This window comes from Citrobacter sp. Cpo015 (genome assembly GCF_030333035.1).
GTDB lineage: Bacteria > Pseudomonadota > Gammaproteobacteria > Enterobacterales > Enterobacteriaceae > Citrobacter > Citrobacter portucalensis.
On record NZ_JAOWGS010000037.1, the window covers coordinates 54,302 to 77,630 of the forward strand.

Below are 23,329 nucleotides of genomic sequence, written 5' to 3' on the forward strand. Positions count from 1 at the left end.
CTTTTACGCGGCGGTGCCAATGGACGTTTCTTACCTGCTCGACAGCCTTAATGATAAACAGCGTGAAGCGGTGGCCGCGCCACGCAGCAACATGCTGGTTCTGGCAGGCGCGGGGAGTGGTAAAACGCGCGTGCTGGTGCACCGTATCGCCTGGTTACTGACGGTTGAGAACAACTCGCCGTACTCCATTATGGCGGTGACCTTTACCAACAAAGCGGCGGCGGAAATGCGCCACCGTATCGGCCAGATAATGGGAACCAGCCAGGGCGGTATGTGGGTAGGTACATTCCACGGTCTGGCCCACCGTCTGCTGCGCGCGCACCATATGGATGCGAACCTGCCGCAGGATTTTCAGATCCTCGACAGCGAAGACCAACTGCGTTTGCTCAAGCGTCTGATCAAGGCGATGAACCTTGATGAGAAGCAGTGGCCGCCGCGTCAGGCGATGTGGTTCATCAACAGCCAGAAAGACGAAGGGCTGCGTCCGCATCATCTGCAAAGCTACGGCAACCCGGTTGAGCAAACCTGGCAGAAAGTGTATCAGGCTTACCAGGAAGCGTGTGACCGCGCGGGGCTGGTGGATTTCGCCGAGCTGCTGCTGCGCGCCCACGAGCTGTGGCTCAACAAACCGCATATCCTGCAGCACTACCGCGAACGTTTTACCAATATCCTGGTGGACGAATTTCAGGATACCAACAACATTCAGTACGCGTGGATCCGCCTGCTGGCGGGCGATACCGGCAAGGTAATGATCGTCGGTGATGACGATCAGTCAATCTACGGCTGGCGCGGAGCGCAGGTGGAGAACATCCAGCGCTTTCTCACGGATTTCCCCGGCGCAGAAACTATTCGCCTGGAGCAGAACTACCGTTCGACCAACAATATCCTCAGCGCGGCTAACGCCCTGATTGAAAACAATAATGGGCGTCTGGGTAAAAAGCTGTGGACCGATGGCGTCGACGGCGAACCGATCTCGCTGTACTGCGCGTTCAACGAACTCGATGAAGCGCGCTTTGTGGTCAATCGTATCAAGACCTGGCAGGACAACGGTGGTGCGCTGGAGCAATGCGCTATTCTTTATCGCAGCAACGCCCAGTCGCGCGTACTGGAAGAGGCGTTGTTACAGGCCAGCATGCCGTATCGGATTTATGGCGGGATGCGCTTCTTCGAACGCCAGGAAATCAAAGATGCACTTTCCTACCTGCGTCTGATCGCCAACCGCAATGACGACGCCGCATTTGAGCGCGTGGTGAATACGCCCACCCGCGGGATTGGCGATCGTACTTTGGATGTGGTGCGTCAGACCTCCCGTGACCGCCAGCTAACGTTGTGGCAGGCCTGTCGTGAGCTGTTGCAGGAAAAAGCCCTCGCGGGTCGCGCCGCCAGCGCCTTACAGCGCTTTATGGAGCTGATTGACGCACTGGCGCAGGAGACCGCCGATATGCCGCTGCACGTGCAGACTGACCGGGTGATTAAAGACTCCGGCCTGCGCATGATGTACGAGCAGGAAAAAGGCGAGAAAGGCCAGACGCGTATCGAAAACTTAGACGAACTGGTGACGGCAACGCGCCAGTTCAGCTACAACGAAGAAGACGAAGACTTAATGCCGCTGCAGGCATTCCTGTCTCACGCTGCGCTGGAAGCGGGCGAAGGGCAGGCGGATACCTGGCAGGACGCGGTACAACTGATGACGCTGCACTCGGCGAAAGGTCTGGAGTTCCCGCAGGTGTTTATCGTCGGGATGGAAGAAGGCATGTTCCCCAGCCAGATGTCGCTGGACGAAGGCGGTCGCCTCGAAGAAGAGCGCCGCCTGGCTTACGTAGGCGTGACCCGCGCAATGCAAAAGCTGACCCTGACCTACGCCGAAACGCGTCGTCTGTACGGCAAAGAGGTTTACCATCGTCCGTCGCGCTTTATCGGCGAACTGCCGGAAGCGTGCGTTGAAGAGGTTCGCCTGCGCGCCACTGTCAGCCGCCCGGTGAGCCATCAGCGGATGGGCACGCCAATGGCGGAAAATGATACCGGCTATAAGCTCGGCCAGCGCGTGCGCCACGCTAAATTTGGCGAGGGCACCATCGTCAACCTGGAAGGAAGCGGCGAACACAGTCGTTTGCAGGTCGCGTTCCAGGGGCAGGGGATCAAATGGCTGGTTGCCGCCTACGCCAGACTGGAAACGGTATGATCGCCTGATGTCGCTGCGCTTATCAGGCCTACGCGGAACGTAATATTTTGATTTGTAGGCCGGATAAGGCGAAGCCGCCATCCGGCTATCTGTCGGTTAATATTCTGAAATCATAGATAAATAATTCCCCTCTGCTAACCTTTCTGTATAAGGGGAAATTATTACTTTTTCGCCATCCGTTGCGTGTTGACGTCAAAATTTTGCTGGCGTAACATGCGCGCACGATTACGCTAAGAGGACATTCGCCTTGGACACACCCAGTAGATACTGGCTCATTATCCTGTCATCCAGGATCAACTCCTAAGGCTATCCCTTTTTGCTGATAGCCTTCGCGGTTGTCAGCGACCTTCTGTTTTTTCCCGTCGCGCTGAGTCAGGCTGTTTAATGGTCTGAAACCCAATTTGTTTCTGTGTGCCCTCCGAACTGTCCGATAATTTTTTGCATTGGGAGTCCCGGTCATGCTGAGCGCATTTCAACTGGAAAACAATCGTTTAACTCGCCTTGAGGCAGACGAGATCGAGCACCTGGCCAGTTCGGTTTGGGTCGATTTAGTCGAGCCGGATGACGAAGAACGAAACCGTGTGCAAAAGGACTTGGGCCAGAATCTGGCTACGCGCCCTGAACTGGAAGACATCGAAGCATCCGCACGTTTTTTTGAAGACGAAGACGGTCTGCACATCCACTCCTTCTTCTTTTACGAAGACGCCGACGATCACGCGGGTAACTCAACCGTCGCATTTACCATTCGCGAAGGCCGCCTGTTTACTCTGCGCGAGCGCGAACTGCCGGCCTTCCGCCTGTACCGCATGCGTGCGCGTAACCAGGCGATGGTGGATGGCAACGCCTACGAGCTGTTGCTCGACCTGTTCGAAACCAAAATTGAACAGCTGGCGGATGAGATCGAAAACATCTACAGCGACCTGGAAAAACTCAGCCGTGTGATCATGGAAGGGCGTCAGGGCGATGAGTATGACGAAGCGCTGTCGACGTTGGCGGAACTGGAAGATATCGGCTGGAAAGTACGTCTGTGTCTGATGGATACCCAGCGCGCGCTGAACTTCCTGGTACGTAAAGCGCGTTTGCCGGGCAGTCAGCTGGAGCAGGCGCGTGAGATCCTGCGCGATATCGAGTCACTGCTGCCGCATAATGAATCGCTGTTCCAGAAGGTTAACTTCCTGATGCAGGCGGCGATGGGTTTTATCAACATCGAGCAGAACCGCATCATCAAGATCTTCTCGGTGGTTTCTGTGGTATTCCTGCCGCCGACGCTGGTGGCTTCCAGCTACGGGATGAACTTTGAGTTTATGCCGGAATTGCACTGGAGCTTCGGTTACCCGGGCGCGATTGTCTTTATGATGCTCGCGGGACTGGCGCCGTATCTGTACTTTAAGCGCAAGAACTGGCTGTAATCACTGTACTTTATCCGGCCTACGGCGATGTGCTTTTGTAGGCCGGATAAGCGAAGCGCCATCCGGCACTCCCCTAGCTCCGACGAACCCGTCGTTGCGTATAAATCGCATCCATCACGAAAATCGCCAGTGCCACCCAGATAAACGCAAACGTGACCATTTTATCCGTTCCCGGAACTTCACCATAGAAGGTGACGGCCAGCAGGAACATCAGCGTAGGCCCGATATACTGGAAGAATCCCAGCGTGGACAGACGCAGGCGGGTTGCCGCGCCGGTAAAGCACAGCAGCGGAATGGTGGTCACGACACCCGCGGCAATCAGCAGCAGGTTGAGCGACATGGGGTTTTGCCCCATATGGCTGGTTGAGCTGTCCGCAATGCCAAACAGATAGATGGCGGCGACAGGTAAAAGCCACAGGGTTTCGATCAGCATGCCGGTTTGTGCTTCGACGGCAATCTTCTTGCGCACCAGCCCATAGAACGCAAAGCTGAACGCCAGTCCCAGCGCGATTATTGGCAGCGATCCGAAGGTCCACAGCTGTACCAGCACGCCGCAGGCGGCTAACAGTACCGCCAGCCACTGCATGCGACGAAAGCGCTCACCGAGGAATAGCATTCCCAGCACAATATTCACCAGTGGGTTAATAAAATAGCCGAGGCTGGCTTCCAGCATATGGTGATTATTGACCGCCCAAATGAACAGCAGCCAGTTTCCGCCGATGAGCACTGCAGAGAGCGCCAGCAGGAAGATCTTCTTTGGCGTTTGTAGCAGCGTTTTAACGCCTGACCACTGGCGGCTGATGCTCATCAGTACCACCATAAAGAAAAATGACCAGATGACGCGGTGCGTCAGGATCTCATCCGCCGGGACATAGTAAATCAGCTTGAAGTAGGCGGGAGCGATACCCCAAATAAAATAAGCAGCAAGAGCGAGTAGCACGCCCTGCCGCGTTTGTTTAGCATCCATCGGGAAAACTCATTGCAGAAATGTAACAGCAGTTTACCTTTTTTTAGGCACTTACCCCACCATATAAGTGGCGGTTGCGCTGGCAATATAAAGCTGTTCTTCGTTATGCAATTCCACGCGCGCAACAGCGACTTTATTACCCGCCCGCAGCAGGCTACTGGTGGCGGTAAAGCGATTCCCTCTTCCGGGGCGCAGATAATCAACACGCAAATCGATTGTACCCATGCGTGACATCCGCTGACGTAGTTCGTCCTCGCTGATCGTTTCATGGCGGGTCAGCGTACTCCCAACGCATACCAGCCCGGCGGCGACGTCCAGCGCCGAGGCGATCACGCCGCCATGCAGAATGCTTTGCGCCCAGTTGCCGACCATCATCGGTTGGTTATTAAAGGCTAATTGAGCAAATTCTTTCTCATAGCGTTCGAGCTCCAGTCCCAGCGCCCGGTTAAACGGCATATGATAGACAAACATTTCACCCACTAACTTCAGCGCTTCCTCAGCAGTAAGTACGGCAGACATACGATCCCTACATCTCTATGGTTAATGAAATGTTGATATTATGCTTATTATTTGTTGTTTTCTACTTTAGGACGGGATAACTAACGAGGAATTAGCTAAGTATGTAGAATGCTTGCCAGATAATTATACAATTCATCAATATTTTGGTTCAGGAGAACATTACCGATGCGGGCGATTCTGGGATGGTTACTACCAGCAATTATGCTGCCGTTGACCGCGTATGCGCAGGAAGCGACAGTGAAAGAGATTCATGATGCACCGGCGGTTCGTGGCAGTATTATCGCTAATATGCTGCAGGAACATGACAACCCTTTCACGCTTTATCCTTATGACACCAACTATCTTATTTACACCAATACCAGCGACATGAACAAAGAGGCGATCAGCAGTTATAGCTGGTCCGAAAATGCGCGCAAAGATGAAGTTAAGTTTCAGTTAAGCCTGGCGTTTCCGCTCTGGCGCGGGATATTAGGCCCAAACTCGGTACTTGGCGGTTCCTATACCCAGAAGTCCTGGTGGCAGCTTTCGAACAGTGAAGAGTCTTCACCGTTTCGCGAAACCAACTACGAACCGCAATTGTTCCTCGGTTTCGCCACCGACTATCGCTTTGCCGGTTGGACGCTTCGTGATGTCGAAATGGGTTATAACCATGACTCCAACGGCCGATCCGATCCCACGTCACGTAGCTGGAACCGTCTTTATACCCGTCTGATGGCTGAAAATGGTAACTGGCTGGTGGAAGTTAAGCCGTGGTACGTGATTGGTAGCACCGACGATAACCCTGATATCACTAAATACATGGGCTACTATCAGCTGAAAATGGGGTATCACCTGGGTGACGCGGTTATCAGCGTGAAAGGCCAGTACAACTGGAATACCGGCTACGGCGGCGCAGAGCTGGGGGCCAGCTATCCCATCACGAAGCATGTGCGTCTATACACTCAGGTCTACAGTGGTTACGGCGAATCGCTGATTGACTACAACTTCAATCAGACGCGTGTTGGTGTGGGCGTGATGCTCAACGATATCTTCTGATAAGTATTGAGAGTATTTTAATCATTGCAGTTTCTCTCTCAGGCGCTGAAAATAGCGCCTGTTTTTATTTCAGGCTAATGGGGTTAATGTGGCGCAGGCGGAAGTGTTGAATCTGGAAATGGGCGCTAAACAGGTTTTGCAGGAAACCTTTGGCTACCAACAGTTTCGCCCCGGTCAGGAAGAAATCATTGATACCGTGCTCTCTGGTCGCGACTGCCTGGTCGTTATGCCGACCGGCGGCGGTAAATCCCTGTGCTATCAAATTCCCGCATTATTGCTAAACGGACTCACCGTTGTTGTTTCCCCGCTGATTTCCCTGATGAAAGATCAGGTCGATCAACTGCTAGCCAACGGCGTGGCGGCGGCGTGCCTGAATTCTACTCAAAGTCGTGAACAGCAGCTTGAGGTGATGGCGGGCTGTCGCAGCGGGCAGATTCGCTTACTGTACATTGCGCCCGAACGCCTGATGCTGGATAACTTCCTTGAGCATCTGGCGCACTGGAATCCGGTGCTGCTGGCGGTTGATGAAGCGCACTGTATTTCGCAGTGGGGGCATGATTTCCGCCCCGAGTACGCTGCGCTGGGCCAGCTGCGCCAGCGTTTCCCGACTCTGCCGTTTGTGGCGCTGACCGCGACCGCGGATGAGACAACCAGGCTGGACATTGTGCGTCTGCTGGGACTCAACGATCCGTTAATTCAGATCAGCAGCTTTGACCGCCCGAACATTCGCTACATGCTGATGGAGAAGTTTAAGCCGCTCGATCAGCTGATGCGCTACGTGCAAGAGCAGCGCGGTAAGTCTGGCATTATCTATTGTAACAGTCGCGCCAAAGTCGAAGACACCGCCGCGCGTCTGCAAAGCCGTGGCATCAGCGCCGGGGCTTATCATGCCGGGCTGGAAAATGCCGTACGCGCCGAGGTGCAGGAGAAATTCCAGCGTGATGACCTGCAAATCGTAGTGGCGACCGTGGCGTTCGGTATGGGGATCAACAAACCTAACGTACGCTTCGTGGTGCATTTCGATATTCCGCGTAACATCGAATCCTATTACCAGGAAACCGGCCGCGCCGGGCGTGATGGCCTGCCGGCGGAAGCGATGCTGTTTTACGATCCGGCTGATATGGCATGGCTACGCCGTTGCCTCGAAGAGAAACCCGCCGGGCAACTGCTGGATATCGAACGTCATAAGCTCAATGCGATGGGGGCGTTTGCCGAGGCGCAGACCTGTCGTCGTCTGGTGTTGCTGAACTATTTTGGCGAAGGGCGCCAGGAGCCGTGTGGCAACTGCGATATCTGTCTCGACCCGCCAAAACAGTACGACGGACTTATGGATGCGCGCAAAGCGCTGTCGACGATTTACCGTGTTAACCAACGCTTCGGCATGGGATACGTCGTGGAAGTGCTGCGCGGAGCGAATAACCAGCGTATTCGCGAACTGGCTCATGACAAACTGCCGGTCTATGGCATTGGTCGCGAGCAAAGCCACGAACACTGGGTGAGCGTTATTCGCCAGCTTATTCACCTGGGCCTGGTGACGCAGAATATTGCTCATCACTCCGCGTTACAGCTAACCGAAGCCGCGCGTCCGGTGTTGCGCGGTGACGTTGCGTTACAGCTTGCTGTACCACGTATTGTAGCGCTGAAACCGCGTGCGATGCAGAAATCCTTCGGTGGTAACTACGACCGCAAACTGTTCGCCAAATTGCGTAAGCTGCGTAAAGCCATTGCCGACGAAGAGAACATTCCGCCGTACGTGGTGTTCAACGACGCCACGCTGATTGAAATGGCGGAGCAGATGCCGGTTTCACCGAGTGAAATGCTAAGCGTCAACGGTGTGGGGATGCGTAAACTGGAGCGTTTCGGTAAAGAGTTTATGGCGCTTATTCGCACACACGTTGATGGTGACGACGAAGAGTAGTCAGCCGGGCAAAAAAGTGCCAGGATGGTGACTCACTGAACTATTCCCCCGCGAGTCATTTTTATGTTAACGCTATTTTTCACCGTTGCGTTGGTGCATATCGTTGCGCTGATGAGCCCCGGTCCCGATTTCTTTTTTGTTTCTCAAACTGCGGTTAGCCGTTCGCGCAAAGAAGCTATGATGGGCGTGCTGGGCATTACCTGCGGCGTCATGGTCTGGGCTGGCGTGGCACTGCTCGGCCTGCATCTGATTATCGAAAAAATGGCCTGGCTGCATACCATTATTATGGTCGGCGGGGGGCTGTATCTGTGCTGGATGGGTTATCAGATGCTGCGCGGCGCGTTTAAAAAACAGGATGTTGCAGCGCCCACTCCGCAGGTGGAGCTGGCGCAGAGCGGACGCAGCTTTTTGAAAGGTCTGCTGACCAACCTGGCGAACCCTAAAGCCATTATCTATTTTGGCTCCGTCTTCTCATTGTTCGTTGGCGACAACGTGGGAACGGGCGCGCGCTGGGGGATCTTTGCTCTGATTATCGTGGAAACGCTGGCGTGGTTTACCGTGGTCGCCAGCCTGTTTGCGCTCCCGAAAATGCGTCGTGGCTATCAGCGTTTGGCGAAGTGGATTGATGGTTTTGCCGGCGCGCTGTTCGCAGGCTTCGGTATCCATCTGATTATTTCGCGCTAAGTTTGTTGCCCGCCTGGGAGTCCCAGGCGGTATGCGGTTTATTGCGCAAGCTTCTGTAATTCGTCCTTCGAAAGGCCGGTCATTTCCATAATCGCGTCGGTATCAAGACCTCGCTTGAGCATCGCTTTTGCTACATCAGTAAGGGCAATGCGCCTCCCTTCTTCACGGCCTATCTGCTTTAGTTGATCCGCCATTGTCATCAGTTTTTCTCCATGCTGCGGCACCCGCTGTGCCAGCTTATACAATAATGTCTGAACATCTTGTGTATTCCCTGCTTGCACCATGTAGTTTACCAGCACGGTTATTTGTTGTCCGCTCATCTTCTCCAGCATAAACAGGCGGGTAAGTTTATCCAGCAACTGCGCCATGTCGCGCTGGCGAATGTGTTTTTGTACTAATGTCAGCGCTGCCATACTGCGATGCTGCATGATCTCATCATCTGGAATAACCGTCACATCCACCAACGGAAATGGTGTGCTGTAAAGTTGAAGGGCGGTTCCAGAATCCTCAAAGTGATCCAGCCAGTTCATTGAGCCTTGCCATGGGCTTTGCTTGCCATGGTAAAAGAGCACTGGAATAACCAGCGGCAGAGTGTCGTTTCCAGCCTCAAGATGACGCTGCATCGCTGCGATAGCGTAGCGCATCAGGCGAAATGACATGTGCTTATCCGGTGAGCTTTGATGCTCAATGAGCACATGTACATAGCCATGTCCGCTGGTGGTTTCCAGTGAGTAGAGAATATCGCTGAAATAGGGGCGCAGATCGTCCTCCACAAAACTGCCTGATTCCAGACGGAGCGTTTCCAGTTTGCATATTTTGATTAACGAGGGAGGAAGATGAAGTTCGATAAAGTCCCGCGCGGTTTCCACGCGGGAGAGGAAGGTTTTAAATACTGCGTCATGTGGTGTTGCTACTTCCGCCATCGTTAATCATCCGTGAGTGGTGAATATGGCAGCATTCTGGCATTAGCAATCAACGTCTAACAGTGCAGAATATAAGGCTTTTATCCCTTTGCGGCAAAGTACGGAAAGTCATGTTCAGGCGCTCATACTGTTAGCATTTCTTTGCGAGTGCCGTTCCATTTGCTAAGCATGCCTTGCCGATGCCAGCAGGGCGCCTATCAGCATAAACAGCGAGCCAAACACTTTGTTGAGCGCCTTCATTTGCTTTGGCCCTTTAATCCAGCCAGCAATGCGCGTGGCCAACGTCGCGTAACCGATCATCACAATGATATCGACCACGATGGTCGTGACGCCAAGCACCACGTACTGCATCAACTGCGGTTCCTGCGGCAGGATGAACTGCGGGAACAGAGCGGCAAGAAAAACTATGCTCTTGGGATTGGTCAGATTAACAAAGACCGCGCGTTTGAACAGCCGGCTGCGCGATTGCGTATTCGCCATGGTATTCAGATCGATAGCACCCGCCGCGCGCCATTGCTGAATACCCAGCCAAATCAGATAGGCCGCTCCCGCCCACTTCAGCACCTCAAATGCGATCACCGAACGTGAAAATAGCGTTCCCAGTCCTACGCCAACCAGAACGATATGAATACCCAAGCCGGTCTGCAAACCCGCAATCGACGCGCTGGCACCGCGATATCCGTGGCTGATGGCGGTGGTCATGGTATTGATTGCGCCAGAGCCTGGGGACAAGCTCAAAATAATAGAGGTCAGCAGGTAGGCGAACCACCATTCAAAGGTCATGAGAAACTCCCGGATTGTCTATTTTTATGCCACAATACGCTACTGCCGTTAGGTTGTGTCAGTGACGGCGAAAAAAACGATTTTACTTGGTCAGCGAGGCTGGATACCCGATGTTTCAGCAGCAAAAAGACTGGGAAACAAGAGAAAACGCGTTTGCTGCTTTTTCCATGGGGCCACTGACAGATTTCTGGCGTCAGCGGGAAGAAGCGGAATTTACGGGCGTGGATGATATTCCCGTACATTTTGTTCGTTTTCATGCAGAAAAAAACGATCGCGTCATCGTCGTCTGTCCTGGACGCATTGAAAGCTACGTGAAATACGCTGAACTGGCGTATGACCTGTTTCATTCTGGTTTTGACGTTCTCATTATCGATCACCGTGGCCAGGGGCGTTCCGGGCGTATGCTTTCGGATCCGCACCGCGGTCATGTCGATAACTTTAATGATTATGTCGACGATCTAACCGCCTTCTGGCAGCAGGAAGTGCTACCCGGCCCGTGGAGAAAACGCTATATCCTGGCGCATTCAATGGGCGGGGCGATTGCCACGTTATTCCTGCAACGCCACCCGAATCAGTGTGATGCCATCGCGCTTTGCGCACCGATGTTTGGTATTGTGATGCGCTTTCCCGACTGGATGGTGCGCCATATACTGGACTGGGCCGAAGGGCATCCGCGGATCCGCGAAGGCTATGCGATGGGAACCGGGCGCTGGCGGGCGCTGCCGTTCGGTATGAATGCGTTAACCCATAGTCGACAGCGCTATCGGCGCAATCTGCGCTTTTATGCTGATGAGCCGCGGTTGCGCGTTGGTGGTCCCACCTATCACTGGGTACGTGAAGGGATTCTGGCTGGCGAACAGGTTTTGGCTGGCGCCGGGGATGATGCGACGCCGACGCTGCTGATTCAGGCTGAAGAAGAGCGTGTGGTAGATAACCGCATGCACGATCGTTTTTGTGAACTCCGCGCCGCAGCAGGCCATCCTGTAGAAGGGGGGCAGCCGCTTGTCATCAAAGGCGCGTACCATGAGATCCTTTTTGAAAAGGACGCCATGCGCTCAGTCGCGCTTAACGCTATTGTCGAATTTTTCGACAAGCATAACTCATCCAGCGGAACCCGCTTTGCCTAGAGGTTGAATTTTCTTATGTATCAGGTTGTTGCGTCTGATTTAGACGGTACGCTGCTTTCTCCCGACCATACTCTGTCCCCTTATGCCAAAGAGACGCTGAAGTTATTGACCGCTCGCGGCGTTAACTTCGTGTTTGCGACTGGCCGTCATCATGTTGATGTGGGGCAAATTCGCGATAACCTCGGCATTAAAACCTACATGATCACGTCCAACGGCGCGCGCGTGCATGATTCTGACGGGAATCTGGTGTTTTCCCATAACCTGGATCGCGATATTGCCAGCGACCTGTTTGGCGTAGTGAATGCAAACCCGGACATCGTGACCAACGTATATCGTGATGATGAGTGGTTTATGAATCGCCATCGTCCGGACGAAATGCGTTTCTTCAAAGAAGCGGTGTTTAACTATTCACTGTTTGAACCTGCATTACTGGAGCCTGAGGGCGTCAGCAAAGTGTTCTTCACCACCGACTCTCACGAAAGGCTACTGCCGCTGGAGCAGGCGATTAACGCCCGCTGGGGCGATCGCGTCAACGTCAGCTTCTCTACGCTTACCTGTCTGGAAGTCATGGCTGGCGGCGTATCGAAAGGTCATGCGCTGGAAGCGGTAGCAAAAGCGATGGGCTACAGTCTGAAAGACTGCATCGCCTTTGGCGACGGGATGAACGATGCGGAAATGCTCTCCATGGCAGGTAAAGGCTGCATCATGGGCAACGCCCACCAGCGCCTGAAGGATCTGCACCCGGAACTGGAAGTCATTGGTCTTAATGCCGACGATGCCGTGCCACACTATCTGCGTGAACTGTTTTTGCAGTAACCTTCTGTTCGTTAGTTGACCAGTTGTCAACTAAAAACTTCGCTACAATGGGGGTACCTTTTGTTAAGAGACATCCATTGTGGCGTTACTCATCATTACCACAATTCTGTGGGCCTTTTCCTTTAGCCTGTTTGGCGAGTACCTTGCCGGTCATGTCGATAGCTATTTTGCGGTGCTGGTGCGCGTTGGGCTGGCGGCGCTGGTGTTCCTGCCGTTTCTACGTACTCGTGGGCACAGCGTAAAAACGATCGGGCTGTATATGCTGGTGGGTGCCATGCAGCTTGGCATTATGTACATGCTGAGTTTTCACGCCTATCTGTACCTGACGGTTTCAGAACTGCTGCTCTTTACCGTGCTGACGCCGCTCTACATTACGCTGATTTATGATCTGATGAGCGGACGTCGTCTGCGCTGGAGTTACGCCTTTAGTGCGTTACTGGCGGTGATTGGCGCGGGGATCATTCGTTACGATCAGGTGACCAGCCACTTCTGGACCGGTCTGCTGCTGGTGCAGTTGTCCAATATCAGCTTTGCCATTGGTATGGTGGGCTATAAACGTCTGATGGAGACGCGGCCAATGCCGCAGCACAACGCCTTTGCCTGGTTTTATATGGGCGCCTTTATGGTGGCTGTCGTGGCCTGGTTCATGCTGGGCAATGCGCAGAAAATGCCTGCAACCACGCTACAGTGGGGAATTCTGGTCTTTCTTGGCGTGGCGGCGTCCGGCATTGGTTACTTTATGTGGAACTACGGCGCGACCCAGGTGGATGCGGGCACGCTGGGCATCATGAACAATATGCATGTCCCTGCCGGACTGCTGGTTAACCTGGCTATCTGGCATCAACAACCTCACTGGCCAAGCTTCATCATTGGTGCGGCTGTGATAGTGGCTTCATTGTGGGTACATCGAAAGTGGGTCGTTCCGCACTCCGTACAAACGGTAGGTGATCGCAGGCGTGATTCCGCGCTGAGCGAATAAACGCTTCTGTGACCGGCTGTCGCTGCTCGCCATCACGCACGGCGGCGTACAGTCGGCTCCACAATCCATCACCCAGGGTTTTGGTCACAACCAGGCCCTGGCGTTCAAAACTCTCCACCACCCAGTGCGGTAATGCCGCGATACCCATTCTGGCTGCAACCATCTGAATCAGCAGCAAGGTGTTATCCACGCTTTTCAGCGACGGACTAACGCCTGCAGGCTGCAGAAAATGCCGCCATACATCCAGTCGACTCCGCTGTACCGGGTAAATCAGCAGCGTCTCGCTGGCCAAATCTTCCGGTGTGATTTGTGTTTTGCTGGCCAACGGATGGTCAGGCGCCAGTACCAGGCGGACTTCAAAATCAAACATCGGTGAGTAGTGCAATCCGCTGCGCGGCAGGATGTCGGAGGTTAACACAAGATCCAGCTCATCCTGCTGTAGCGCTGGTTGCGGATCGAACGTCACGCCGGATTTAAAGTCCATCTCCACCTGCGGCCAGTTGGCACGAAAATTCTCCAGCGCGGGCGTCAGCCATTGAATACAACTGTGACATTCAATCGCGATTCGCAGCCGGGTTTGCTGCGGTTCGTTGCAGGCCTGCAGCGCACGACCAATTTGCGGCAACACCTGATTGGCTAACTGCAGCAGGATTTCTCCCTGCGGCGTAAAGCGCAGAGGCTGGCTTTTACGGATAAAAAGTCGAAAGCCAAGGCGCTGCTCCAGATCGCTGAACTGGTGAGAAAGGGCGGATTGGGTCTGATGCAACGTCGCCGCTGCGGCTGCCAGAGAACCACTATTCCGCAACGCCTGGAGCGTTTTCAGGTGTTTAATCTCGATCATGAAAGTCCTTCACTTCGGCATGAACAAATTGCGCTTGAGGAATATACAGTAACCGCCAATTATGGATGTGTAAACATCTGGACGGCTAAAATCCTTCGTCTTTTAAATTTATGGTGCGTTGGCTTCGTTTCCCCACCCCAGTCACTTACTTCAGTAAGCTCCTGGGGATGAGTAAACTTGCCGCCTTCCCTAAATTCAAAATCCATAGGATTTACATATAATTAGAGGAAGAAAAATGACAATATTGAATCACACCCTCGGTTTCCCTCGCGTTGGCCTGCGTCGCGAGTTGAAGAAAGCGCAAGAAAGCTACTGGGCGGGAAATTCTTCCCGTGAAGATTTGCTGACCGTTGGCCGCGAGCTGCGTGCCCGCCACTGGGATCAGCAGAAGCAGGCGGGTGTTGACCTGCTGCCGGTGGGTGATTTTGCCTGGTACGATCACGTGCTGACCACCAGCCTGCTGCTCGGCAACGTTCCGGCTCGCCATCAAAATAAAGACGGCTCGGTCGATATCGATACCTTATTCCGCATTGGCCGTGGCCGCGCACCAACGGGTGAACCCGCGGCAGCGGCAGAAATGACCAAATGGTTTAACACCAACTATCACTACATGGTGCCAGAGTTCACTAAAGGTCAGCAGTTCAAACTGACCTGGACCCAACTGCTGGATGAGGTAGACGAAGCGCTGGCGCTCGGCCACAAGGTGAAGCCTGTGCTGCTGGGGCCGGTAACCTACCTGTGGTTGGGTAAAGTGAAAGGCGAACAGTTTGACCGCCTGAGCCTGTTGAACGACATTCTGCCGGTTTACCAGCAGGTACTGGCCGAGCTGGCGAAACGCGGTATTGAGTGGGTGCAGATTGACGAACCCGCGCTGGTACTGGAGCTGCCGCAAGTGTGGCTGGACGCCTTCAAACCTGCTTATGACGCGCTGACGGGTCAGGTGAAGTTGCTACTGACCACCTACTTCGAAGGCGTAACGCCAAACCTGGATACCATTACCGCCCTGCCGGTACAGGGGCTGCACGTTGACTTCGTGCACGGCAAAGATGATGCAACCGAGCTGCACACGCGTCTGCCAGCCGACTGGCTGCTGTCAGCGGGGCTGGTGAACGGCCGCAACGTCTGGCGTGCCGATCTCAGCGAAAAATACGCACAAATCAAAGATATCGTCGGGAAACGTAACCTGTGGGTGGCTTCTTCCTGCTCCCTGCTGCATAGCCCAATCGATCTCAGTGTGGAAACCCGCCTTGATGCAGAAGTGAAGAGCTGGTTTGCCTTCGCCCTGCAAAAGTGCGGCGAGCTGGCGCTGCTGCGCGATGCATTGAATAGCGGAGATACGGCGGCAATTGTCGAGTGGAGTGCACCGATTCAGGCTCGTCGTCACTCTACCCGCGTACACAACGCCGCAGTGGAAAAACGTCTGGCGGCAATCACCGCCCAGGACAGCCAGCGCGCTAACGCTTACCCGGTTCGTGCCGAGGCGCAACGTGCCCGCTTTAATCTGCCGGCATGGCCGACTACGACTATCGGTTCATTCCCGCAAACCACAGAAATTCGCGGCCTGCGCCTGGATTTCAAAAAGGGCAACCTGGATGCTGGTAACTATCGCACCGGAATTGCGGAACATATTAAACAGGCGATTGTTGAACAGGAACGTCTGGGTCTCGACGTGCTGGTACACGGTGAAGCCGAGCGTAATGACATGGTCGAATACTTTGGTGAACACCTGGACGGCTTCGTCTTTACCCAGAACGGTTGGGTGCAGAGCTACGGCTCTCGCTGCGTGAAACCGCCGGTGGTGATTGGCGACGTCAGCCGCCCGGAAGCGATCACCGTGGAGTGGGCGAAATATGCCCAGTCGCTGACCGACAAACCGGTAAAAGGCATGCTGACCGGTCCGGTGACCATTCTCTGCTGGTCATTCCCGCGTGAAGACGTGACGCGTGAAACCATCGCAAAGCAGATCGCGCTGGCGCTGCGTGATGAAGTGGCGGATCTGGAAGCGGCGGGTATCGGCATCATCCAGATTGATGAACCGGCACTGCGCGAAGGTTTACCACTACGTCGCAGCGACTGGGCGGCGTATCTGGAGTGGGGCGTGGAAGCCTTCCGCATTAACGCGGCGGTAGCGAAGGATGAAACCCAGATCCACACCCACATGTGTTATTGCGAGTTCAACGACATCATGGACTCCATTGCGGCGCTGGATGCGGACGTGATCACCATTGAAACCTCGCGCTCTGATATGGAGTTGCTGGAATCGTTTGAAGAGTTCGACTATCCGAACGAAATCGGGCCGGGCGTATACGATATTCACTCGCCGAACGTTCCGAGCGTGGAGTGGATTGAAGCCCTGTTGAAGAAAGCCGAGCAGCGCATTCCAGCAGAACGTCTGTGGGTGAACCCGGACTGCGGCCTGAAAACCCGCGGCTGGCCGGAAACCCGTGCCGCGCTGGCGAACATGGTCAAAGCGGCGCAGAATCTGCGTCAGGCGTAATTCATTGCCCGGGAAACGCTTGCGCTTACCCGGGGTACAGGAAATCGCAATAGTTGTAGGCCCGGTAAGGCGTCGCCACCACCGGGCAATTAACGTTTATTTCTTCCCACCGTATTGCACGAACCACTCCAGCATTCTCTGCCAACCGTCTTTCGCGGACTCTTCGTGATAGCTCGGGCGATAATCGGCGTTGAACGCATGTCCGGCATCGGGATAGACCACGATTTCCGCTTTAGCATTGGCGGCGCGTAGCGCCTGGCGCATTGTTTCAACGGTATCTTGCGGAATGCTGGTGTCCTGGCCGCCATAAAGCCCCAAAACGGGGGCGTTAAGATCGGTTGCGATATCAACGGGATGTTTTGGCGAGTTGAGGGTTTTATCACCCACCAGTTTGCCATACCACGCCACGGCCGCTTTTAACTGCGGATTATGTGCGGCATACAGCCAGGTGATGCGCCCACCCCAGCAAAATCCGGTGATCATCAACTGGTGCGCATCTCCTCCGTTGCGGGAGGCCCAGCTGGCGACGTGGTCCAGATCGGCCAGTACCTGAGAGTCAGGCACTTTGGCGACAAGGCCACTAAGCAGCGTAGGGATATCGGCAAAGTCATTGGGATCGCCTTCGCGAAAATAGAGTTCTGGTGCGATAGCCAAATACCCTTCCAGTGCCAGACGACGGCAAACGTCACGAATGTGCTCATGAATACCAAAAATCTCCTGCACGACAATGACTACGGGCAGCAGGCCATCAGTCTGTTTTGGTCGTGCGTGATACGCTGGCATATCATCGCCTTGTGAAGGTATGGACGTTACACCGGCGATAATTGCATTATCCGGGGTGTGAACCGTGGTAGACGTCGGTGGAGATACAGCAGGTGCAAAGCCAGATTGTCGTGTTGTCATGGTATTCTCCGTACCCTTAAATATTCAGCAAAAAAGCGCATTGTTAACTATAGACACATGCAACGAACCACATTGCCTTAAACGGGCTATCTTTTGTGCAGGGCTTCCTTATATCGCATCATTTATGTGATAAAGATCACTATTTAATGGTAATTGAATGCAATTGATTTACATCATAGTGATGACTGTCACGAAAATATGTTTATGCCTTCGGTAAAGTGTGTTTTTGCTTCTTCTGACAAAACCGATTCACAGAGGAGTTTTTATGTCTAAGTCTGATGTTTTTCATCTCGGCCTCACTAAGAACGATTTACAAGGGGCTACGCTTGCTATCGTCCCTGGCGACCCGGAGCGTGTGGAAAAGATCGCCGCGCTGATGGATAAGCCGGTTAAGCTGGCATCTCATCGCGAGTTCACCACCTGGCGTGCTGAGCTGGATGGTAAAGCCGTGATCGTTTGCTCTACCGGTATCGGCGGCCCGTCCACCTCTATTGCCGTAGAAGAACTGGCTCAGCTGGGCATTCGTACCTTCCTGCGTATCGGTACGACTGGCGCTATCCAGCCGCATATCAACGTGGGTGATGTACTGGTTACCACTGCATCTGTTCGTCTGGACGGTGCAAGCCTGCACTTCGCACCAATGGAATTCCCGGCCGTTGCGGACTTCGAGTGCACCACCGCGCTGGTGGAAGCGGCGAAATCTATCGGCGCCACCACTCACGTGGGGGTTACCGCGTCTTCTGACACCTTCTACCCGGGCCAGGAGCGTTATGACACTTTCTCTGGTCGCGTCGTGAGCCGTTTCAAAGGCTCAATGGAAGAGTGGCAGTCTATGGGCGTCATGAACTACGAAATGGAATCTGCTACGCTGCTGACCATGTGCGCAAGCCAGGGTCTGCGTGCCGGTATGGTCGCGGGTGTTATCGTGAACCGTACTCAGCAAGAGATCCCTAATGCGGAAACGATGAAACAAACGGAAAGCCACGCGGTGAAAATCGTGGTGGAAGCCGCGCGTCGTTTACTGTAATTCTCCCGTCTATTCAAAAAGGCCGACGCGTTCGGCCTTTTTATTTTGCGTAGTGCCTCGCAGGAAATTCCTTTTAAACTGGACGTTTATACAGCACAATTCTATTTTGTGCGGGTAAGTCGTTGCTGTAAGGGGGCGTTGTGGATATTTCAATTATGATGAGTGCCGTGTTGGCGTTAGCCGCAGGGCTACTGGTAGGGTGGCTGGCGACAAAAGCACGCGCCGATCAAATCCGCGCCGACCTCATCGAAGAGCGACGTGAACTGGATATTGCGCTAAGCGCCGCTCGCCAGCAGCTCTCGCAGGAAGCACACTGGCGTGATGAGTGCGAACTCCTCAATAACGAATTACGCAGTCTGCACAGTATCAACACCTCTCTGGAAGCCGATCTCCGTGAAGTCTCTACCCGGCTGGAAGCAACGCAACAGCATGCGGAAGATAAAATCCGCCAGATGATCAACAGCGAACAGCGTCTGAGTGAACAGTTTGAAAATCTGGCGAATCGTATTTTTGAGCACAGCAACCGCCGTGTTGATGAGCAAAATCGCCAAAGTCTGAACAGCCTGCTTGCGCCGCTTCGTGAACAACTGGACGGTTTTCGTCGCCAGGTTCAGGATAGCTTTGGTAAAGAGGCACAAGAACGCCATACCCTGGCACACGAAATTCGTAATCTCCAACAACTGAATGCGCAGATGGCGCAGGAAGCGGTAAATCTGACGCGGGCATTAAAAGGCGATAACAAAACGCAGGGTAACTGGGGAGAGGTCGTACTTACGCGGGTACTCGAAGCCTCTGGTCTGCGTGAGGGTTATGAATATGAAACCCAGGTCAGCATCGAAAACGACGCCCGTTCGCGAATGCAGCCTGATGTCATCGTTCGGCTACCGCAGGGTAAAGATGTGGTGATCGATGCGAAAATGACGCTGGTCGCCTATGAGCGCTATTTTAACGCAGAAGATGAATACACCCGCGAAAGTGCATTGCAGGAGCACATCGCCTCGGTGCGCAACCATATTCGACTACTGGGGCGCAAAGATTATCAGCAGCTTCCTGGGCTGCGTACGCTTGACTATGTGTTGATGTTTATCCCCGTTGAGCCCGCTTTTTTGCTGGCGCTCGACAGACAGCCCGAACTGATTACCGAAGCGCTTAGAAATAACATTATGCTGGTGAGCCCTACCACGCTGTTGGTGGCATTGCGCACGATCGCCAACCTGTGGCGCTACGAGCATCAGAGTCGTAATGCGCAACAAATTGCCGATCGGGCCAGCAAACTTTATGACAAGATGCGGTTGTTTGTGGATGATATGTCGGCAATAGGTCAAAGCCTGGACAAAGCCCAGGACAACTACCGACAGGCGATGAAAAAACTCTCTTCCGGTCGTGGAAACGTCCTGTCGCAGGCAGAAGCGTTTCGTAGTTTAGGCGTGGAAATTAAGCGCGAGATTAATCCTGAGCTGGCTGAACAAGCTACTACACAGGATGAAGAATACCGCTTGCGCTCGGTCCCTGAGACGCAACAAGATGCATCTTACCCCGATGATGAAGCGGTAAATCAGCAATCAAACTAGTCCATTTGGGGTAGTTGAACCCGGCAGAAGGGTAGGGCAAATTGGCCCAATCTGTTACACTTCTCGAACATTTTTTGGATGAGCAGGCACTGAGATGGTGGATAATTCACAAGAAACGACGCACTTTGGCTTTCAGACCGTCGCTAAAGAGCAGAAAGCTGACATGGTGGCCCACGTTTTTCATTCTGTGGCGTCTAAATATGACGTTATGAATGACTTAATGTCATTTGGCATTCATCGTTTGTGGAAGCGCTTCACCATTGATTGCAGTGGCGTGCGTCGCGGGCAAACCGTTCTCGATTTAGCAGGCGGTACCGGCGATCTGACGGCGAAATTCTCTCGCATGGTTGGTGAAACCGGCAAAGTTGTGCTGGCGGATATCAATGACTCAATGCTCAAAATGGGTCGCGAAAAGCTGCGTAATATTGGCGTGGTAGGTAACGTTGAGTACGTTCAGGCGAATGCGGAAGCATTACCTTTCCCTGACAACACGTTTGACTGCATCACCATCTCTTTCGGTCTGCGCAACGTAACGGATAAAGACAAGGCATTACGCTCCATGTACCGCGTATTGAAGCCGGGCGGACGTCTACTGGTGCTGGAATTCTCCAAACCCATCATCGAACCGTTGAGCAAAGCCTACGACGCATACTCTTTCCATGTTCTGCCGCGCATAGGTTCAATGGTAGCAAGCGATGCGGACAGCTACCGTTATTTGGCGGAGTCCATCCGTATGCATCCCGATCAGGACACCTTAAAAGCAATGATGCAAGATGCCGGGTTCGAAAGCGTTGATTACTACAACCTGACAGCAGGTGTCGTTGCGCTGCATCGTGGTTACAAGTTCTGACAGGAGAGTGGGGATGCCTTTAAAACCCTTAGTAACCGCAGGCGTTGAAAATCTGCTCAACACCTTTCTGTACCGTTCTCCTGCGCTGAAGTCAGCCCGAACGCGTTTACAGGGTAAGGTGCTGCGTGTTGATCTCAAAGGATTTTCAACACCGTTAGTCCTGGTATTTAGCGAGCGCCAGGTCGATGTGCTGGGGGCATGGGAAGGCGAAGCCGATTGCACCGTAATCACATATGCCAGTGTGTTACCGAAATTGCGTGACCGACAGCAACTCACCACGCTTATCCGCAGCGGTGAGCTGGAAGTCCAGGGCGATATCCAGGTAGTACAGAACTTTGTTGCGCTGGCCGATCTGGCGGAGTTGGATCCTGCAGAACTGTTAGCACCCTATACCGGCGATATCGTCGCGGAAGGGGTCAGCAAAGTCTTGCGTGGTGGAGCGAAGTTCCTGTGCCATAACTTTCAGCGCCAGCAGCGCTATGTCGCCGAAGCGATCACTGAAGAGTGGCGCATGGCTCCTGGTCCACTAGAGGTTGCATGGTTTGCTGAAGAAACGGCAGCCGTTGAGCGCGCGGTTGAATCTCTGGCCAAACGGCTGGAAAAACTGGAGGCCAAATGACGCCAGGTGAAGTACGGCGCCTTTATTTCATCATTCGCACTTTTTTAAGCTACGGTCTTGATGAACTCATCCCCAAAATGCGAATCACGCTGCCGCTTCGGTTGTGGCGTTACTCGTTGTTCTGGATGCCCAACCGACATAAAGACAAACCGCTGGGAGAAAGGCTGAGACTGGCTTTACAGGAACTCGGCCCGGTGTGGATCAAGTTTGGGCAAATGCTCTCTACCCGTCGTGACCTTTTCCCTCCGCACATCGCCGATCAGCTTGCGCTATTGCAGGATCGGGTTGCCCCGTTCGATGGGCTTAGAGCGAAAAAACAAATCGAAGAGGCCATGGGCGGGCTGTCCGTTGAGGAATGGTTTGATGATTTTGAAATCACGCCACTGGCATCTGCGTCTGTTGCTCAGGTCCACACTGCGCGATTGAAATCGAATGGCAAAGAGGTGGTGATCAAAGTTATTCGCCCGGACATACTCCCGGTCATCAAAGCGGATTTAAAACTGATCTACCGCCTGGCTCGTTGGGTTCCTCGTCTGCTGCCAGATGGACGTCGCCTGCGACCAACAGAAGTCGTCCGTGAATATGAAAAAACGTTGATCGATGAACTGAATCTGCTGCGCGAATCGGCGAACGCCATTCAGCTACGACGTAATTTTGAAGATAGTCCGATGCTGTACATCCCGGAAGTGTATTCCGACTATTGCAGTCAGAACATGATGGTGATGGAGCGCATTTACGGTATCCCGGTTTCAGATGTCACCACGCTTGAGAAGAACGGCACCAATATGAAACTGTTGGCCGAGCGTGGTGTTCAGGTCTTCTTTACTCAGGTATTCCGCGACAGCTTTTTCCATGCGGATATGCACCCCGGGAACATTTTTGTCAGTTATGAGCACCCTGAAAACCCGAAATACATTGGTATTGATTGTGGGATTGTGGGCTCTTTAAACAAAGAAGATAAGCGCTACCTGGCTGAAAACTTCATTGCGTTCTTTAACCGCGATTACCGCAAAGTTGCTGAACTGCACGTGGATTCTGGTTGGGTTCCGCCGGATACCAACGTAGAAGAGTTTGAATTTGCCATTCGTACCGTGTGCGAGCCGATTTTTGAAAAGCCGCTGGCGGAGATTTCCTTTGGTCACGTGCTGTTGAATCTGTTCAACACTGCGCGCCGCTTCAATATGGAAGTTCAGCCTCAACTGGTATTGCTCCAGAAGACGCTACTGTACGTTGAAGGTGTCGGACGACAACTCTACCCTCAGTTAGATTTGTGGAAAACGGCTAAGCCATTCCTCGAATCCTGGATTAAAGATCAGGTCGGTATTCCGGCGCTCGTTAGGGCATTTAAAGAAAAAGCACCGTTCTGGGTCGAAAAAATGCCAGAAATACCTGAACTGGTGTATGACAGTTTGCGCCAGGGCAAATATTTACAGCACAGTGTTGATAAGATTGCCCGCGAGCTTCACGCGAATCATGTACGCCAGGGACAATCCCGTTATTTATTGGGCATTGGCGCAACATTGTTGCTAAGTGGAACATTCCTGCTGGTAAGCCGCCCTGAGTGGGGGCTTATGCCGGGCTGGTTAATGGCGGGAGGCGTCATAGCCTGGTTGATCGGCTGGCGCAAAATGCGCTGAATTTTTCATCGCCCAAGGCAGGTCGTGTAACGTATACTACGG

General features: G+C 53.5%; 21 protein-coding genes. 15 read left to right on the plus strand and 6 right to left on the minus strand.

The features are described 5' to 3' along the window. Positions 1 to 19 precede the first annotated feature (19 nt). The 3 genes from uvrD to corA all read left to right on the plus strand — a co-directional run bounded on the left by uvrD (position 20) and on the right by corA (position 3,591). The gene (uvrD, locus tag OGY67_RS16065) at positions 20 to 2,182 is read left to right on the plus strand and encodes a DNA helicase II (RefSeq protein WP_003828957.1); all 2,163 of its coding nucleotides are present in this window, start codon (positions 20 to 22) and stop codon (positions 2,180 to 2,182) included. 247 nt (positions 2,183 to 2,429) lie between these two features. After that, positions 2,430 to 2,486: a YsgD/CorL family protein gene (gene ysgD / locus OGY67_RS16070; RefSeq protein ID WP_212723238.1), complete on the plus strand. Its 57-nt coding sequence runs from the start codon at positions 2,430 to 2,432 to the stop codon at positions 2,484 to 2,486. A gap of 154 nt (positions 2,487 to 2,640) precedes the next feature. Next, positions 2,641 to 3,591 (plus strand): magnesium/cobalt transporter CorA, encoded by a 951-nt coding sequence (gene corA, locus OGY67_RS16075; protein WP_003017920.1) that lies wholly within the window; start codon positions 2,641 to 2,643, stop codon positions 3,589 to 3,591. A 73-nt stretch (positions 3,592 to 3,664) separates the two neighbouring features. On the opposite strand, the gene rarD is transcribed toward corA, so the two are convergent. After that, the gene (gene rarD / locus OGY67_RS16080; protein ID WP_003828953.1) at positions 3,665 to 4,558 is read right to left on the minus strand and encodes an EamA family transporter RarD; all 894 of its coding nucleotides are present in this window, start codon (positions 4,556 to 4,558) and stop codon (positions 3,665 to 3,667) included. Between the two features lie 51 nt (positions 4,559 to 4,609). Beyond that, a complete protein-coding gene (gene yigI, locus OGY67_RS16085; RefSeq protein WP_003017917.1) occupies positions 4,610 to 5,077 on the minus strand; it encodes an acyl-CoA thioesterase YigI in 468 nt (155 codons plus the stop codon). 165 nt (positions 5,078 to 5,242) lie between these two features. Between yigI and pldA the strand changes: the two genes are divergently transcribed. From pldA to rhtC, 3 genes are all read left to right on the plus strand, one after another. After that, complete coding sequence (pldA, locus tag OGY67_RS16090; RefSeq protein WP_003828947.1) at positions 5,243 to 6,112, plus strand: phospholipase A; 870 nt, start codon at positions 5,243 to 5,245, stop codon at positions 6,110 to 6,112. Between the two features lie 88 nt (positions 6,113 to 6,200). Continuing rightward, on the plus strand, positions 6,201 to 8,030 hold the full coding sequence (recQ, locus tag OGY67_RS16095) for an ATP-dependent DNA helicase RecQ (protein ID WP_111466299.1): 1,830 nt from the start codon (positions 6,201 to 6,203) through the stop codon (positions 8,028 to 8,030). A 63-nt stretch (positions 8,031 to 8,093) separates the two neighbouring features. Next, positions 8,094 to 8,714, plus strand: coding sequence for a threonine export protein RhtC (gene rhtC, locus OGY67_RS16100; protein ID WP_003828942.1), 621 nt, complete (start codon positions 8,094 to 8,096; stop codon positions 8,712 to 8,714). A 38-nt stretch (positions 8,715 to 8,752) separates the two neighbouring features. Here rhtC and OGY67_RS16105 read toward each other — a convergent pair whose 3' ends face one another. Beyond that, complete coding sequence (locus OGY67_RS16105) at positions 8,753 to 9,637, minus strand: Rpn family recombination-promoting nuclease/putative transposase (protein ID WP_286574165.1); 885 nt, start codon at positions 9,635 to 9,637, stop codon at positions 8,753 to 8,755. Positions 9,638 to 9,799: 162 nt separating this feature from the next. Then, positions 9,800 to 10,420 carry a homoserine/homoserine lactone efflux protein gene (rhtB, locus tag OGY67_RS16110; protein ID WP_003828938.1) on the minus strand — a complete coding sequence of 207 codons (621 nt, stop codon included), beginning with the start codon at positions 10,418 to 10,420 and terminating at the stop codon, positions 9,800 to 9,802. A gap of 110 nt (positions 10,421 to 10,530) precedes the next feature. On the opposite strand from rhtB, the gene pldB reads away from it, so the two are divergent. The 3 genes from pldB to OGY67_RS16125 all read left to right on the plus strand — a co-directional run bounded on the left by pldB (position 10,531) and on the right by OGY67_RS16125 (position 13,342). Beyond that, positions 10,531 to 11,547 (plus strand): lysophospholipase L2, encoded by a 1,017-nt coding sequence (pldB, locus tag OGY67_RS16115; protein ID WP_003017911.1) that lies wholly within the window; start codon positions 10,531 to 10,533, stop codon positions 11,545 to 11,547. A 15-nt stretch (positions 11,548 to 11,562) separates the two neighbouring features. Beyond that, a complete protein-coding gene (gene yigL / locus OGY67_RS16120) occupies positions 11,563 to 12,363 on the plus strand; it encodes a sugar/pyridoxal phosphate phosphatase YigL (protein WP_008787091.1) in 801 nt (266 codons plus the stop codon). 79 nt (positions 12,364 to 12,442) lie between these two features. Beyond that, on the plus strand, positions 12,443 to 13,342 hold the full coding sequence (locus OGY67_RS16125; protein WP_008787092.1) for a carboxylate/amino acid/amine transporter: 900 nt from the start codon (positions 12,443 to 12,445) through the stop codon (positions 13,340 to 13,342). On the opposite strand, the gene metR is transcribed toward OGY67_RS16125, so the two are convergent. Next, positions 13,230 to 14,183 carry an HTH-type transcriptional regulator MetR gene (gene metR / locus OGY67_RS16130; protein ID WP_153687868.1) on the minus strand — a complete coding sequence of 318 codons (954 nt, stop codon included), beginning with the start codon at positions 14,181 to 14,183 and terminating at the stop codon, positions 13,230 to 13,232. The genes OGY67_RS16125 and metR overlap by 113 nt on opposite strands. Before the next feature lie 235 nt (positions 14,184 to 14,418). Between metR and metE the strand changes: the two genes are divergently transcribed. Beyond that, positions 14,419 to 16,680 carry a 5-methyltetrahydropteroyltriglutamate--homocysteine S-methyltransferase gene (metE, locus tag OGY67_RS16135; protein ID WP_286574168.1) on the plus strand — a complete coding sequence of 754 codons (2,262 nt, stop codon included), beginning with the start codon at positions 14,419 to 14,421 and terminating at the stop codon, positions 16,678 to 16,680. Positions 16,681 to 16,776: 96 nt separating this feature from the next. Here the strand turns inward: metE and OGY67_RS16140 are convergent, their stop codons facing one another. Beyond that, positions 16,777 to 17,583 carry a dienelactone hydrolase family protein gene (locus OGY67_RS16140; protein ID WP_003828924.1) on the minus strand — a complete coding sequence of 269 codons (807 nt, stop codon included), beginning with the start codon at positions 17,581 to 17,583 and terminating at the stop codon, positions 16,777 to 16,779. A 265-nt stretch (positions 17,584 to 17,848) separates the two neighbouring features. On the opposite strand from OGY67_RS16140, the gene udp reads away from it, so the two are divergent. The 5 genes from udp to ubiB all read left to right on the plus strand — a co-directional run bounded on the left by udp (position 17,849) and on the right by ubiB (position 23,287). Next, positions 17,849 to 18,610, plus strand: coding sequence for a uridine phosphorylase (gene udp / locus OGY67_RS16145; protein ID WP_003828923.1), 762 nt, complete (start codon positions 17,849 to 17,851; stop codon positions 18,608 to 18,610). 140 nt (positions 18,611 to 18,750) lie between these two features. Next, positions 18,751 to 20,181, plus strand: a complete 1,431-nt coding sequence (rmuC, locus tag OGY67_RS16150; RefSeq protein ID WP_286574171.1) for a DNA recombination protein RmuC — start codon at positions 18,751 to 18,753, stop codon at positions 20,179 to 20,181. 94 nt (positions 20,182 to 20,275) lie between these two features. After that, positions 20,276 to 21,031 carry a bifunctional demethylmenaquinone methyltransferase/2-methoxy-6-polyprenyl-1,4-benzoquinol methylase UbiE gene (gene ubiE / locus OGY67_RS16155; protein WP_003017897.1) on the plus strand — a complete coding sequence of 252 codons (756 nt, stop codon included), beginning with the start codon at positions 20,276 to 20,278 and terminating at the stop codon, positions 21,029 to 21,031. Between the two features lie 13 nt (positions 21,032 to 21,044). Beyond that, complete coding sequence (gene ubiJ / locus OGY67_RS16160) at positions 21,045 to 21,650, plus strand: ubiquinone biosynthesis protein UbiJ (RefSeq protein WP_003828918.1); 606 nt, start codon at positions 21,045 to 21,047, stop codon at positions 21,648 to 21,650. Beyond that, entirely contained in the window at positions 21,647 to 23,287 is a 1,641-nt protein-coding gene (gene ubiB / locus OGY67_RS16165) for a ubiquinone biosynthesis regulatory protein kinase UbiB (protein ID WP_191215285.1), read from the plus strand. Before ubiJ ends, ubiB begins: the two co-directional genes overlap by 4 nt. The last annotated feature ends 42 nt before the right edge of the window (positions 23,288 to 23,329 follow it).

Coding starts and splice junctions, on each gene's coding strand:
- uvrD (WP_003828957.1), top strand. CDS start 20: ATGGACGTTTCTTACCTGCTCGACAGCCTTAATGATAAACAGCGTGAA.
- corA (WP_003017920.1), top strand. CDS start 2,641: ATGCTGAGCGCATTTCAACTGGAAAACAATCGTTTAACTCGCCTTGAG.
- rarD (WP_003828953.1), bottom strand. CDS start 4,558: ATGGATGCTAAACAAACGCGGCAGGGCGTGCTACTCGCTCTTGCTGCT.
- yigI (WP_003017917.1), bottom strand. CDS start 5,077: ATGTCTGCCGTACTTACTGCTGAGGAAGCGCTGAAGTTAGTGGGTGAA.
- pldA (WP_003828947.1), top strand. CDS start 5,243: ATGCGGGCGATTCTGGGATGGTTACTACCAGCAATTATGCTGCCGTTG.
- rhtC (WP_003828942.1), top strand. CDS start 8,094: ATGTTAACGCTATTTTTCACCGTTGCGTTGGTGCATATCGTTGCGCTG.
- OGY67_RS16105 (WP_286574165.1), bottom strand. CDS start 9,637: ATGGCGGAAGTAGCAACACCACATGACGCAGTATTTAAAACCTTCCTC.
- rhtB (WP_003828938.1), bottom strand. CDS start 10,420: ATGACCTTTGAATGGTGGTTCGCCTACCTGCTGACCTCTATTATTTTG.
- pldB (WP_003017911.1), top strand. CDS start 10,531: ATGTTTCAGCAGCAAAAAGACTGGGAAACAAGAGAAAACGCGTTTGCT.
- yigL (WP_008787091.1), top strand. CDS start 11,563: ATGTATCAGGTTGTTGCGTCTGATTTAGACGGTACGCTGCTTTCTCCC.
- metR (WP_153687868.1), bottom strand. CDS start 14,183: ATGATCGAGATTAAACACCTGAAAACGCTCCAGGCGTTGCGGAATAGT.
- metE (WP_286574168.1), top strand. CDS start 14,419: ATGACAATATTGAATCACACCCTCGGTTTCCCTCGCGTTGGCCTGCGT.
- OGY67_RS16140 (WP_003828924.1), bottom strand. CDS start 17,583: ATGACAACACGACAATCTGGCTTTGCACCTGCTGTATCTCCACCGACG.
- udp (WP_003828923.1), top strand. CDS start 17,849: ATGTCTAAGTCTGATGTTTTTCATCTCGGCCTCACTAAGAACGATTTA.
- ubiE (WP_003017897.1), top strand. CDS start 20,276: ATGGTGGATAATTCACAAGAAACGACGCACTTTGGCTTTCAGACCGTC.
- ubiJ (WP_003828918.1), top strand. CDS start 21,045: ATGCCTTTAAAACCCTTAGTAACCGCAGGCGTTGAAAATCTGCTCAAC.
- ubiB (WP_191215285.1), top strand. CDS start 21,647: ATGACGCCAGGTGAAGTACGGCGCCTTTATTTCATCATTCGCACTTTT.